The organism is Alicyclobacillus acidiphilus NBRC 100859 (assembly GCF_001544355.1).
Taxonomy (GTDB): Bacteria; Bacillota; Bacilli; order Alicyclobacillales; family Alicyclobacillaceae; genus Alicyclobacillus; species Alicyclobacillus acidiphilus.
On sequence record NZ_BCQI01000002.1, the window covers coordinates 38,603 to 51,732 of the forward strand.

The 13,130-nt window shown below is 56.4% G+C and carries 15 protein-coding genes, 2 tRNA genes and 1 pseudogene; 15 read left to right on the forward strand and 3 right to left on the reverse strand.

Features of this window, described 5'->3' with window-relative positions:
• A complete protein-coding gene (gene trhO / locus AAC01S_RS01145) occupies nt 1–924 on the forward strand; it encodes an oxygen-dependent tRNA uridine(34) hydroxylase TrhO (protein ID WP_067617462.1) in 924 nt (307 codons plus the stop codon).
• Nucleotides 925–1,030: 106 nt separating this feature from the next.
• Here the strand turns inward: trhO and AAC01S_RS01150 are convergent, their stop codons facing one another.
• From AAC01S_RS01150 to AAC01S_RS01160, 3 genes are all read right to left on the reverse strand, one after another.
• Nucleotides 1,031–1,882, reverse strand: coding sequence for an SPL family radical SAM protein (locus AAC01S_RS01150; protein ID WP_245630005.1), 852 nt, complete (start codon nt 1,880–1,882; stop codon nt 1,031–1,033).
• 89 nt (nt 1,883–1,971) lie between these two features.
• On the reverse strand, nt 1,972–2,352 hold the full coding sequence (locus AAC01S_RS01155; protein WP_067617465.1) for a hypothetical protein: 381 nt from the start codon (nt 2,350–2,352) through the stop codon (nt 1,972–1,974).
• Nucleotides 2,353–2,356: 4 nt separating this feature from the next.
• On the reverse strand, nt 2,357–3,190 hold the full coding sequence (locus AAC01S_RS01160; RefSeq protein ID WP_067617468.1) for a sulfurtransferase: 834 nt from the start codon (nt 3,188–3,190) through the stop codon (nt 2,357–2,359).
• A gap of 222 nt (nt 3,191–3,412) precedes the next feature.
• Here AAC01S_RS01160 and AAC01S_RS01165 point away from each other — a divergent pair, with 222 nt between their 5' ends.
• The 14 genes and pseudogenes from AAC01S_RS01165 to clpP all read left to right on the forward strand — a co-directional run bounded on the left by AAC01S_RS01165 (nt 3,413) and on the right by clpP (nt 13,096).
• Complete coding sequence (locus AAC01S_RS01165) at nt 3,413–4,588, forward strand: MalY/PatB family protein (protein WP_067617471.1); 1,176 nt, start codon at nt 3,413–3,415, stop codon at nt 4,586–4,588.
• 88 nt (nt 4,589–4,676) lie between these two features.
• Nucleotides 4,677–4,880: a LuxR C-terminal-related transcriptional regulator gene (locus AAC01S_RS01170; protein WP_067617474.1), complete on the forward strand. Its 204-nt coding sequence runs from the start codon at nt 4,677–4,679 to the stop codon at nt 4,878–4,880.
• A complete protein-coding gene (locus tag AAC01S_RS01175) occupies nt 4,877–5,371 on the forward strand; it encodes an Lrp/AsnC family transcriptional regulator (RefSeq protein WP_067617477.1) in 495 nt (164 codons plus the stop codon). The genes AAC01S_RS01170 and AAC01S_RS01175 overlap by 4 nt, the downstream gene beginning before the upstream one ends.
• On the forward strand, nt 5,368–6,534 hold the full coding sequence (locus AAC01S_RS01180; protein ID WP_067617480.1) for an aminotransferase class I/II-fold pyridoxal phosphate-dependent enzyme: 1,167 nt from the start codon (nt 5,368–5,370) through the stop codon (nt 6,532–6,534). Before AAC01S_RS01175 ends, AAC01S_RS01180 begins: the two co-directional genes overlap by 4 nt.
• A 157-nt stretch (nt 6,535–6,691) precedes the next feature.
• Nucleotides 6,692–6,853: a hypothetical protein gene (locus AAC01S_RS19120; protein ID WP_157070994.1), complete on the forward strand. Its 162-nt coding sequence runs from the start codon at nt 6,692–6,694 to the stop codon at nt 6,851–6,853.
• A 43-nt stretch (nt 6,854–6,896) separates the two neighbouring features.
• A complete protein-coding gene (locus tag AAC01S_RS01185) occupies nt 6,897–8,480 on the forward strand; it encodes a recombinase family protein (RefSeq protein WP_067617483.1) in 1,584 nt (527 codons plus the stop codon).
• Nucleotides 8,471–8,554, forward strand: a pseudogene (locus AAC01S_RS19125) (helix-turn-helix domain-containing protein); the annotation flags it as partial. The gene AAC01S_RS01185 and the pseudogene AAC01S_RS19125, both read left to right, overlap by 10 nt.
• A gap of 167 nt (nt 8,555–8,721) precedes the next feature.
• Nucleotides 8,722–9,159 carry a MarR family winged helix-turn-helix transcriptional regulator gene (locus AAC01S_RS01190; protein WP_067617486.1) on the forward strand — a complete coding sequence of 146 codons (438 nt, stop codon included), beginning with the start codon at nt 8,722–8,724 and terminating at the stop codon, nt 9,157–9,159.
• A 61-nt stretch (nt 9,160–9,220) separates the two neighbouring features.
• Nucleotides 9,221–10,069, forward strand: coding sequence for a glutamate racemase (murI, locus tag AAC01S_RS01195; RefSeq protein WP_067617488.1), 849 nt, complete (start codon nt 9,221–9,223; stop codon nt 10,067–10,069).
• A 50-nt stretch (nt 10,070–10,119) separates the two neighbouring features.
• Complete coding sequence (gene rdgB / locus AAC01S_RS01200; protein ID WP_067617490.1) at nt 10,120–10,722, forward strand: RdgB/HAM1 family non-canonical purine NTP pyrophosphatase; 603 nt, start codon at nt 10,120–10,122, stop codon at nt 10,720–10,722.
• 48 nt (nt 10,723–10,770) lie between these two features.
• Nucleotides 10,771–10,844: transfer RNA gene (locus AAC01S_RS01205), tRNA-Gly, on the forward strand.
• Nucleotides 10,845–10,846: 2 nt separating this feature from the next.
• Nucleotides 10,847–10,923 (forward strand) — tRNA-Arg (locus tag AAC01S_RS01210).
• 178 nt (nt 10,924–11,101) lie between these two features.
• Nucleotides 11,102–12,394, forward strand: a complete 1,293-nt coding sequence (tig, locus tag AAC01S_RS01215) for a trigger factor (protein WP_067617492.1) — start codon at nt 11,102–11,104, stop codon at nt 12,392–12,394.
• 108 nt (nt 12,395–12,502) lie between these two features.
• Nucleotides 12,503–13,096, forward strand: coding sequence for an ATP-dependent Clp endopeptidase proteolytic subunit ClpP (gene clpP, locus AAC01S_RS01220; RefSeq protein WP_067617495.1), 594 nt, complete (start codon nt 12,503–12,505; stop codon nt 13,094–13,096).
• The last annotated feature ends 34 nt before the right edge of the window (nt 13,097–13,130 follow it).

Sequence of the window (13,130 nt, forward strand, 5' to 3'; positions counted from 1 at the left end):
ATGCTCGATTACGAGATTTTACTTTACTATAAATACGTGCAGATCGAAGATCCCGACGCGTTTGTTGCGGAACACCTCACGCTGTGCGAACAGCTTGGCCTCCGCGGCAGGATCATTGTGGCCAAGGAAGGAATCAACGGCACCGTTTCAGGGTTGAAACGCGCGACGGCGGCGTACATGCACTTCATGCATCAAGACCCGCGATTTGCCGATATGATCTTCAAGGTCGACGAAGCCTCTGAACACGCGTTCAGGCGGATGTCGGTTCGTCACAAGCGGGAAATTGTGTACTTCGGTGTCGAATCGGTCAATCCCAACGAGTTGACCGGCAAACGTCTGTCACCCGAGGAATTCCACGAGATGTTGCAGCGGGACGACGTGGTCGTTCTTGACGGTCGGAACGATTACGAGTACGAGATTGGCCACTTTCGCAAGGCGATTCGCCCGGATGTTCGCACTTTTCGGGAGTTTCCGGAGTGGATTCAAGCGCACCGCGATGAATTCCAAGGGAAAAAGGTTTTGACGTACTGTACGGGTGGCATTCGCTGTGAAAAACTCTCCGGATACCTGTTGAAGCAGGGTCTCGATGAAGTGTATCAATTGGACGGCGGCATTGTGACCTATGGGAAAGATCCAAAGGTCAAAGGCCATCTGTTCGACGGCAAGTGTTACGTGTTTGACGGTCGAATCGCGGTGCGAATCAATCACACGGATGAAGACACCGTGATCGCGCATTGCAGTCACTGCGGGCAGCCGAGTGATCGATATATCAATTGCGCTTACTTGGACTGTCACCGTCAGCACATTTGCTGTGAGCAGTGCGAGCAGATGACGGCTGGATTCTGCTCTGAAGAATGTGAAGTGTCGGCGAAGCGGGAAGGCCGAATCGATCCGCTGTTCATGCACTTGCAGGCGCAGCATTGACGCTCTTCCTGCCGTTGCCTGGACGGTGTTCCGACACTTAGACGACATATGATTTCGATACCGCGGTGTCTATGCGTATGCAGGCATCGCGTTTTTTTTCGCGCGGTCACGAATCGGTCTGCCGGAGCGACGGCGGAAGAAATCCGTCGCGGCTCAGAAAAATGTGCTCTTTCGGAAAGTACCTGGCGATTCTTTCGTAGGCTCGCTGGTCGGGACAACCGTCCCACCACACGGTTCGTTCTTCGTCCGTGTATCGTTCCTCGAGTCGAAAGCTTCGCGACCTGCGGCCATTCGCGCCGTCTCCAGTGAACAGGCTGTCGATCACGACGTCGTCCACCACGTCGGCGAGACGGCGGCCGAAGTCGTCGCTCATCGGCAGGACCGGTGCCACCGCCGCCTGCGTCCGTATTCCGGCTTCACGCAACGTGTAAAGTGCCCGAAGCCGCAGTGGAATCGGCGGCGCGGCTGGTGAGAAACGCTTGCGGACATCGTCCAGATCCGTCTCCACCGTGATCGAAACGAGCGCCTTGTCGCCGAGCGCCCGGATTCGCTCCAGGTCCGCGGTCACCAACGGGGACCTCGTTTGGATAAAGAGAAAATCGAATGCCTCTGGTTGTCGAATCAGTGCGTCGAGGACGCTGCGTGTCACGCGGAATCTGGCTTCCATGGGTTGGTACGGATCGGTCGCCGAAGACATGAAGATACGAACGCTGCCTCTGCGGCGGGCGGCGGCGAGTTCGCGATCCAATCGTCGTTCGACGGTCCGTTTGACGTCGACATACGTTCCCCATTCGCCAGCGTGGAATCTGGCCACCGGCATGGCCCGCACGTAACAGTAGTGGCAGCCGAACACACAGCCGACGTACGGATTCAGGGTATAGTCGTAGCCGTCGAGATAACCACCCGTGCGCGTCAGCAGCGTTCGCCCCTCCAATTCGGTCACGGTGATCCGGTCCACTCGCTGTCACTCCCAAAACATAGTCGGAACATAACTTGGGGAAGCCCAGAGGGGCTTCCCCAGATCATAACCATCGTTACCAACGATGGTTACCAGTTGCGGATGGGACCATCATCGATACATCCCGGACGCACGATACCTCGAAGGAAATTCTCGCTCATCGGAAGTGATACCAGATGGTTCAGCCAATGTTCTTGTTCGTTTTGCGGAATCTTGTAAACCCAAGCCTGCGCGGGAATGTGTATGTATGCGTCCCCGTCACCGCTGATGCCGAAGTCCACACTGAAGCCGCCAGGTTTGCTCACCCTGCCGGACGTGTCCGTGCGGATGATGCGATAACCTTCCGTCTCGCGATAGCGGTTCAGAACTTCGGAGCGGAAGAACAACTGAGCGAGTTCCGGTTGTTTCTTTTGCGTCATCGCTCCGAACAAGAGCTTCGCGTTCGGCTTCAGTTCTGTGGAAAACCCCATTGGATTATCGCTCAATGGGCACGCCTACCATGGAGCCCCATTCGGTCCAGGAGCCATCGTAGTTCTTGACGTTCTGGTAGCCAAGGAGTTCGCGAAGCACAAACCAGGTATGCGAGGAACGTTCACCGATCCGGCAGTACGCAATGACGTCCTTATCCGGCGTGACACCTACGGAGCTATAGAGCTCTTTGAGTTCTTCTTCGGATTTGAACGTGCCGTCTTCGTTGACCGCTTTTGCCCAAGGAACGTTGACCGCGCCTGGGATGTGGCCGCCGCGTTGAGCCGTTTCCGTCATGCCTGGAGGTGCAATCACTTCGCCCGTAAACTCTTGTGGACTCCGCACGTCGACGAGGGCGACGTTGCCTTTGCCAAGCGCGTTCAGCACGTCGATTTGACGAGCGCGGATGGATGTGTCGAGATCGCCAGCTGGCACCGGATAGTTGGTTGCCGGACGGTTTGGAACGGCGGTGACCAATTCACGGCCTTCGAGTTCCCACTTCTTGCGTCCGCCGTTCATCAATTTCACGTTCTCGTGTCCGAACAGCTTCAATTGCCAGTAGGCGAATGCGGCAAACCAGTTGTTGTTGTCCCCGTAGAGAACCAACAACGTGTCCGGGGTGACTCCGCTCTTGCTGAGCAGTTCAGCCCATTGCTCTTTGTTCAACACATCGCGGCGAACTTGGTCGTTCAATTGCGTCGTCCAGTTCCATGCGATCGCGCCTTCGATATGGCCGCTGTCGTATGCTGTGGTGTCCACGTCGACTTCAACCAGAACCACGTTCGCGTCGTTCTTGTGTTCGGCAACCCAATCGGTTGTAACAAGCACATCCTTTGCCATGTCATGCCCTCCTAGGCTTCTTGTTTCAAGTCGTCGGGGATAAAACCATGTTTTCCGACCCCTTAAATTAACATTAGTGAAACTCGCCCGAGATCGCAAGAGGGAAATGCGCCTTTGATTTGAATTTCGCGATTTTTACGAACGGCCGATGGTTCGCGCGGGCGTTCAATATGATAGATTAGAACACAGCATGTACGTCAACAGCATGGGGGGACACAAAGAATGCTAGAGGAATTTGACCTCGTGATTGATAGAGTGAACACAGCGACGTCCAAGTGGGACACGCTCGCGACGCGATTTGGCAGAGACGACGTGCTGCCGATGTGGGTGGCGGATATGGACTTTGCGTCGCCGCGAGCGGTTCAGGACGCTTTGCTGCGGCGAGTGCAGCACGGCGTGTACGGATACACCGTGAAGTCGCAGGCGTACACCGACAGTATCGTATCCTGGATGGGACGTCGTCACGGTTGGGCCATCGACGGTTCGTGGATAGTCCCTGCGCCCGGTGTCGTACCCGCCTTGGCTGTGATTGTCCAAGCGTTCACGCAGCCAGGGGACGGCGTGTTGATTCAACCGCCCGTGTACCACCCGTTCAAGCGCACCATCGAGAGCTGGGGACGCCGGGTCGTGGAAAATCCGCTCGTCGAACGCGACGGCCGATATGAAGTGGATTTTGACGATTTGGAACAGAAGGCGAGACAGGCGAAGGTGATGTTCCTGTGTTCGCCGCATAATCCGGTGGGCCGTGTTTGGCACGAAGACGAACTTCGGCGCATCGGCGAGATTTGTCTGCGCCATCAGGTGCTGGTCGTCGCCGATGAAATTCACGCCGATCTCGTCTTTGCTCCGCACCGCCACATCCCGTTTGCCTCCTTGAGCGAACGGTTTGCCGCCAATTCGATCACGTGCGCCGCTCCGAGCAAGACGTTCAACCTCGCCGGCCTCAACACGGCCTACGTTGTGGCGCCCAATGCCGCCATCCAAGCGAGGTACGCTGCCATGTCCGCAAAGGCGTCGATGGCGGAACTGAACGTCTTCGGATCGGAGGCGATGATCGCGGCGTACAACGAAGGGGAGGCCTGGCTGGACGCGCTGTTGCTGTACCTCAAAGAAAATTTCAACTACCTGCAGTCCTTTATCGAAACGGAAATTCCGGCGGTCAAGGTGTTTCCTTTGGAAGGCACGTATTTGGCCTGGCTGGACTTCCGCGGTTTGGAACTTGGCGTCCAGGAACTGGATCACTTGCTGGTCCACGAGGCGAGAGTCGGTCTCAACGAAGGACATTTGTTTGGCCGGGAAGGCGAAGGTTTCCAACGCATGAATATCGCTTGCCCAAGAAGTCTTTTGGCCGAGGGCTTGACTCGTTTGCGGGACGCCATCGTTCGCCCATCCGAGTGAAACGACGGAACGCTCCATGCGGCGGAGTCATACTATACCCTGACTGTATCCCGCTCTTGTATTGAAAGCGACAAGGAGGGATAAGGGGATGTCTTCTGCGAAGGACGCGCGCATGAAATCGCTGCTCACGAACCGGGAGAGGGAAGTCTTTGAACTTCTCGTACAGGATAAGACGACCAAAGAGATTGCCGGATTGTTGTTCGTCAGCGAAAAAACTGTCCGGAACCACATCTCTAAAGAGATATGGCTACTGCGCGAACCGCAGGCTGGAGAAATGGAGGTCATTGGATGAGCGACAAACTGCGGCTCGAAGTTGCCAAGTTGTTGCATGACAACGCCAAACTTTCGTTGGAGTCGATTGCGAAAATGCTGGGCGAGCCATTGGAGACGATCGCGCAGACGGTAACGGAACTGGAAGAGGAAAAGGTCATTTTGCGCTATTCGGCAGTCGTCAACTGGGACAAGCTCGAGACGAACCAGGTGACGGCCGTGATCGACGTGCGGGTCCTGCCGCAGCGCGAAGTCGGTTTTGACGCGATCGCCAAAAAAATCTACCGTTTCGACGAAGTGAAATCCGTTTCACTGATGTCCGGCGGGTTCGATTTGCAGGTGATCGTCGAGGGCCGCGACATTCGCGAAGTTTCCCGCTTCGTTTCGGAAAAACTGGCGACCATTGAAAATGTCACCGGCACCACGACGCACTTTTTGCTGAAAACCTACAAATCCGACGGCGTGATCTTCGACGACACGGACGGGGAAAGGCGACTGATGATTACGCCATGAGTTCCTTGTATGACCGTCTGTCGCCAGTCGTGGTGAATTTGCCTCCTTCGGGCATCCGCAGATTTTTCGATCTCGCCAATCAGATGCAGGACGTCATCTCGCTTGGCGTCGGCGAACCTGATTTCGTTACGCCGTGGCACATCCGCGAAGCGTGCATGTATTCGCTGGAGCAAGGCTATACCACGTACACGTCGAATCGCGGCTTGCCAGAGCTGTGTGCCGAGATTGCGAACTATTTGACCAAGTTCAACCTGGCATACGATCCAGCAAGCGAAATCATGGTCACGGTGGGCGGCAGCGAAGCCATTGACATCGCCTTGCGCATGTTGGTTTGCGCCGGGGACGAGGTATTGATACCTGCGCCAACTTATGTATCGTATCGGCCGTGTGCCCTGCTCGCTGGCGCCGTGCCCATCGATGTGCCGACCCACGCGGAGGATCAGTTTCGCTTGACCGCGGATGCGCTCGAGGGCGCGATCACGCCGAACAGCAAGGTACTCGTCCTGTGTTTCCCGAACAATCCAACCGGGGCCACGATGTCGAAGGAAGATCTGGAACGCATTGCGAACGTCGCGATCAAACACGACTTATTTGTGGTCTCCGACGAGATCTATGCCGAATTGACGTACGACGGAAAACACACGAGTATCGCGTCTCTCGAAGGCATGAAAGAACGCACCGTGGTCATCAGCGGCATGTCGAAAGCCTTCGCCATGACGGGATGGCGAATCGGTTACGTGGCGGCTCCGGCTCCGTTGTTGTCAGCGATGCTGAAGATCCACCAGTACACCATCATGTGCGCTTCGAATATGGCGCAGCGCGCCGCATTGGAGGCCTTGCGCAACGGCGAGTCGGAGATGGAGCGCATGGTCGAAAGCTACGATCGCCGCCGCCGGCTCATCGTCCAGGGCTTCAACGAGATTGGACTGACGTGCCATGAGCCAAAAGGCGCGTTCTACGCGTTTCCCGACATTCGCTCCTCCGGTTTGTCGTCGGAAGCGTTCGCGGAACGCCTCCTGCGCGAGCAAGGCGTCGCCGTCGTGCCAGGCAACGTGTTCGGCGAGACGGGCGAAGGCTTTGTTCGCTGTTCATACGCGACGTCGGTGGAATTGATTGAACAAGCGTTGGAGCGCATTCGGACGTTTCTGGAATCGCTGAGGTGATGGATGCCGGGCATGGCCTGAAGACATTGACCCTAAGACACTTGTACGCGCCTTCCGAGGCGCGTTTTTTGTTTGCGGCCGTCGATCGATGCGAATGGCATGTCAGGCAAACGGGAAAAGCCGTCCTGCATAGGCTCGAACGAGGGGTGTGAGGCAGATGCGACTCGAGGAGCGTCCAAGGCGCAAAATCGGCGAACGCGAACTGAAGAGCGGCGTCGTCGTGGAGTACTTCTGTGATGAGCGGGGGCCGACCGTTCAGGAATGCGTGGACCGATCCGCGGAAATCGCGGCGCAGGCACTGGCGAGCAAACTTGACTAGGCGGCGAATGGTTTAGCCTTACTTCGCCCTGCGAGGTGGTGGAATGCGCGCGGCTATCTACATTCGAGTGTCTACGGATCACGAGGAACAGAAACTTTCTCCGGACCATCAACTGATGACCTGCCGCGAATACATTGAGGACATTGGCTTGGAGACGGATGATCGGCTGATTTACAACGATGCGGGTTTGAGCGGAACGGAGATGGAGAATCGAACGGAGGTGCGGAGGCTTGTCGCGGACGCTCGAAACGGTCGATTCGACGCCGTTGTGTTCACCGCGATCTCTCGTTTTGCCCGCGATCTCTCCGACGCCCTGGCACTCAAAAAGCGACTGGAAACAGTCTACGGAATTCGCATTATCAGCGTCGAAGAAGGCTACGACACGGCGGTGGACGGACGCAACAGCGAGATGATTTTCACGGTTCACGCGATGGTCGCGGCTCACAAGAGCCACGAAATGAGCAAGGCGATTCGCCGCGGGCTTCGACAGTCCGCCGCAACGGGCAGGCACATCGGCAACGTCCCACCGTTCGGATACGTCAAGACGGCCGGCAAGCGGCTCGTTCCAGACGAACGGACGGCGCCCATCGTCCAGGAGATCTTTCGTCTCTACCTCGCCGGGGTGGGGAGCAAGGCGATCGCGGAAGAGTTGAATCGCCGCGGTGTGCCCACCGCAAGCAAGTCGCGCGGCAAGGGCGACACATGGTGGCAGGCCAGCACCATTCAGCGAATTCTCCGCAACCCAGTGTACGCGGGCGATCTGGTGGCGAACCGTTGGCGCAACGACGTGGACATCAGGTTGTCACGCCAGCTGGACTCGAAGGTGAAACGGCAGATGATGCGCGATCGGGACGAGTGGGTCGTCGTGCGGAACAATCATCCTGCCCTTGTCGATCGCGCCGCGTTCAACCTTGTCCAGGACACGATGGACATGAAGGCGAAGAACAAGGGCTTGCGCAGAACCAGCAACGTGTTGTCGGGCTTGATGAAGTGCGGCGCATGCGGCGGCGCAGTCGTCGTATCGGGACGAAGCGGGCGGAACGGACAGGCGTACAAGTATGTCGGATGCGCCGCCGTGAAGCGGATCGGCAAGCACGCTTGCGCAAATCACAGCTTGGTTCGCTACTCGGATGTTCTGGACGCCGTGTTGACGCCTCTGCGTGCCTTTGCAACCAATCCAGATACGGCGGATCGGCTCGTCGATTGGATACTGCAGTCCACGGTCGATCACGGCATCACCGAACGGCTAGCCCTGTTGCAGCGGCGATTGGAGCGAAATGAGCAGAGGCAGGAAAAGGCCCTGGCAGCCTATACGGAAGGCGGCTTCCCGCTGGACATGATCCAGAAACATCGGGCTGAATTGCTCGAAGAGAAGCGCCGCCTCCAGGACGAGATGGAACGGTTGGAACAACGACGGTTGTCGAAGGAGGCCTTGAGGAGTCAGCGTGATCGATGGATGGAGATGTTGAACGTGTTTCGCCACCTCGACGAGTACGATCCCGTCACCGCGCGGGCCGCGCTGTCGGCCGTCGTCGAATGTGTCGTTCTGACGCCGGATCGGCGCTTGCATGTGTTGTGGAAATGGTGCGCCTGCGATTGTACCTGTGTGAACGCACCTCAAATGTGATGAAAAAGCTCAATGTGAAAGGGCGGTCACAAGCGGTTGTGGAACTGGTTCGTCTCGGTGAGTTGGTGATTTGAGATCGAACACCCCTGCTGCGGGTAGGGGTGTTCTGCGTCTTTTCAGAAGACCTGTGTTGGACGCTTCGCGCAGTTTGGCAATTTGGTTGAATTTTGCTCGTTGACCGTACAATTTGTCGGATGGTACTATTTACGGGATGTGAGATCCGACTGGATGTGGGCGTTGCGTGAGTACATATGGCGAGTACGTCGAAGAGATTGAAAAGTCCCTGCGCTTGGTTGCCGGCACCGTTCGGCGAAGAGGGCGGGTTTTGTTGCGCAGCTACGACATCACTTCACCGCAGTTCGACGCGCTCATCGTGTTGAACAACGAGGGCGAATTGACCATCGGTGAATTGAGCAGCAAATTGTATCTGGCGTATTCCACGACAACGGATTTGGTGGATCGGTTGGAGCGCGCGGGATATGTGGCGCGTCAGCGGGATCATCTGGATCGCCGCGTCGTCCGTGTTCAATTGCGGGAAGCTGGCGTGAACGTGATCGAATCGGTGTTGGTAGCAAGACGAGCCTACTTGGACTCCGTTCTTGAAAATGTAGATATAGAGTCTCGGAAAAACATTCTCCATTCACTGGATTTGCTGTTGATGAATATGGGTAACCGGTAAGGGCCTGACGGAATGTTGAGACATCACGAGCGGCTGATACTCGTCAAGAGGAGCGGTACCCATGGAAAAGTCTATTGATCCGATTGGCATATTCGACTCTGGCATCGGCGGGCTGACCGTCGCGCAAGCTATTGCGAAGGCATTGCCGTTGGAAGCAATCACTTATTTAGGGGATCGGGCCAGGTGTCCGTACGGCGATCGTTCGTCCGCGGAAGTCGCGCGATTTTCGCTGGAGATTGGCGAGTATCTGGTTGGACTCGGCGTCAAGTGCCTCGTCGTCGCGTGCAACACCGCGACTGCGGTCGCGCTTCCTCTGCTGCGGGAGGCACTGCCGATCCCGGTCGTCGGCGTGATCGAACCCGGCGCCCGCGCCGCGGTGCAGGCGAGCGAAACGGGACGCATTGGCGTGATCGGAACGTCGGTGACCATCGCAAGCCACGCGTATCGCCAGTCCATACACGCGATATCGCCTGACGCGCATGTCGTTGAACACGCGTGTCCGGCTTTCGTGCCGTTGGTCGAAGCGGGACGATTCAACGGGCCCGAGGTGGAGCAAGCGGTCCGGGCTTCACTTCGCGTGTTTGAGTCGACAGGCATCGACTGCCTGGTGTTGGGATGCACGCATTACCCCTTGTTGTCCGAGGTCATTGAGCAGGTGGTTGGCCCGTCGGTGAAAGTCATCTCATCGGCCGACGCAACGGCCGCATACGTCGCCAATCTGCTTCAAGAGAAGCGGGTGGCCAACAGAGATGCTTCGGCTCGAAGGTATAGGTACTTGACGACGGGGGATAAACAAAGCATGAAAACCGCCCTGAACCAGTGGTTCGGGCAGGCGGTTGAAGAAGATGCCATCACGCACGTCGCATTGCCGGAAGCGGCGCAGAGGCTCACACAGTCCGTACGGCTATAGATGTATCCCGATGGGGGGTTCCCCTGTTGAACAGCACATGGGAGGTTCACATGAAGTTATTTGTCGCAACCAAGAATCAACACAAGGTGGACGAGCTGAAGCTCCTCTTGCACGAACCGACCATTGAACTCGTACGGTTGCCGGACGGCCTTCCGGACGCTGTGGAGGATGGCGTCACATTTGAAGAGAATGCCATGAAGAAGGCGGTGTTCTACTCGCAGCTCGTATCGGGAAAGGTTCTATCCGACGACTCCGGCCTCGTGGTGCCGATGCTCAATGGCGAACCTGGCGTGTTGTCGGCGCGCTATGCGGGCAAACACGGCGACGACGAGGCGAACAATGAACGACTCATCGAGCGGTTGCGCGAAGTTGGGGTTGTCGAGGTGCCTGCCTATTTCGCGTGCGCGCTCGCGATTGCGCAAGCGGGGCAGGTGCTCGTCACAGTCGAGGCGCGCGTGTCTGGCACCGTCTATACCGAGCGCAGGGGCACGCATGGCTTTGGATACGATCCGCTGTTTACGCCGTATGGGCACAAACACCGATACGCGGAAATGTCGCCGGAGGAGAAATCGCTCTTCTCTCACCGGGCCATGGCGGTTCGAATGCTGCGGGATCGAAAGTCGCAGTGGATGTCCCATGAATCGGTATCTTGATATCACCATGGTGATCGTCTAGAATATCATAGGTAACATTGCCGCTAAGCGGGTGTAGTTCAATGGTAGAACTCCAGCCTTCCAAGCTGGTAGCGTGGGTTCGATTCCCATCACCCGCTCCAGTGTCTCAGTAGCTCAGCAGGATAGAGCAACAGCCTTCTAAGCTGTGGGTCGGGGGTTCGAATCCCTCCTGGGACGCCACGGTGGACACGCTCGAGCATCCCTGTCGGGGTGCTCGATTCGCAAATGCGACGGTTTGGTTTTTCCGAAAGACCGTTTTGATATGCTTTCGTATCGTCGCGTTGTTTGAGCGAAATCCAGCGATCCTAAGAATAGTAAAGCGGTCCGACGGATGTGGACTATTGGGAGGAAATTTTGCATGACAGCTAAGTGGGAAAAAACCGAAGCGAATGTAGGCGTTCTGGAAGTGGAGGTCGCTTCGGATCGATTTGTACAAGCGTTGGATCAGGCGTTTAAAAAAGTCGTCAAGAACGTCAACGTGCCTGGTTTTCGCAAGGGAAAGGTGCCGCGCAAGCTGTTTGAGGCCCGCTTTGGTGTAGAGTCGCTGTATCAAGAAGCGGTTGACATCCTCTTGCCGCAAGCGTACTTGGAGGCTGTCGCTGAGACGGGGATTGAGCCGGTGGATCAACCGTCTGTCGACGTTGTGCAAGTCGAAAACGGCAAGCCATTTGTGTTCAAGGCGACTGTGACCGTGAAACCGGAAGTCAAGCTCGGCGAATACAAGGGACTCGAAGTAGAAGACAAATCGTTCGAAGTGACGGACGAGAAGGTCGAAGAAGAAATTGAAAACATCTTGAAGAGCCACGCTCAAATCGAAGTCGTCGAGGATGGCGCGGTGGAGCAGGGCGACACCGTAAGCATCGACTTCAAGGGCACAGTCGACGGCGAAGAATTCGAAGGCGGCGAAGCGGAAAACTTCCAGTTGGAAATCGGCAGCGGCACGTTCATCGCTGGCTTTGAAGACCAGTTGGTGGGCATGAAGCCTGGCGAAGAACGCGACATCGAAGTGACGTTCCCAGAGACGTACCACGTCAAGTCGCTGCAAGGCAAAGCGGCGAAGTTCCACGTCGTCCTTCACGACATCAAGCGGAAAGTCCTGCGTGAACTGAACGACGAATTCGTTCAGGAGATAAGCGACTTCGAAACCGTCGACGCGTTCAAGGAAGACCTGCGCAAGAACTTGGAGGTCCGCGCCGAACAGGAACACAAGGCCTACATCGAAGATCAAGTTGTGCAAAAGGCTGTCGAGAACGCGACCATCGATTTGCCGCAAGTGATGATTGAACACGAGATCGATCATCAAATCAATCATTTTGCGCAACAATTGCAAATGCAGCAGATTCCGTTCGACGCGTACTTGGAATTCACAGGGACGACGCTCGACGAACTGAAAGACCAGTTCCGCGAATCGGCTGAAAAGAATGTCCGCACGAGCCTGGTTTTGGAAGCATTGACGCAGGCGGAAAACGTCGAAGTTACGCAGGAAGACATCGACAACGAATTGCAGAAAGTCGCCGAATCGTCGGGCCTCGAACTGGATCGCGTGCGGCAGTTGATGAGCATGCGGGATCCCAATCTCGAAGGCTTCGCACGCGAATTGAAGACGCGCAAAACCATCGACTTGCTCGTGGAGCATAGCAAACTCGTGTAAAACACGGTACAATATGTTCAACTGAATGTCCGGTTGTCGTACACAAGACAAGGTGATTCACGCCTTGTCTTGTGACGCAAGTGGCATTGTAGGCGAGGAGGGAACGGCATGAGTCTGATTCCGTATGTGATTGAGCAGACCAGCCGCGGGGAGCGATCGTACGACATTTATTCAAGATTGCTCAAAGATCGCATTGTGTTGCTGGGTACTGCCATCGACGATAACGTCGCGAACGCGATTGTCGCTCAATTGCTGTTTTTAGCAGCGGACGATCCGGATAGGGATATTCAACTGTACATCAACAGTCCGGGGGGTTCTGTTACCGCAGGACTAGCCATATATGATACTATTCAACATATCCGGCCCGCGGTGTCGACCATGTGTGTGGGGATGGCGGCAAGCATGGGCGCGTTTCTCCTGGCGGCCGGTGAAAAGGGCAAGCGGTATGCCTTGCCAAATGCGGAAATCATGATTCACCAGCCGCTCGGCGGCGTACAAGGCCAGGCTTCCGACATTCAAATTCACGCGGAGTGGATGTTGAAGACGAAGGACAAACTGAACCGGATTCTTTCCGAGAGAACCGGCCAGCCTTTGGATGTCATCGTGCGGGACACGGATCGCGACAACTTTCTGTCCGCCGACGAAGCGAAGGCGTACGGACTGGTCGACGATGTGTTGCAAGGACCTGGAGTTCAGGTGTAATGCCCTCATTCCGGGACGAGTGGATCGATTTCAC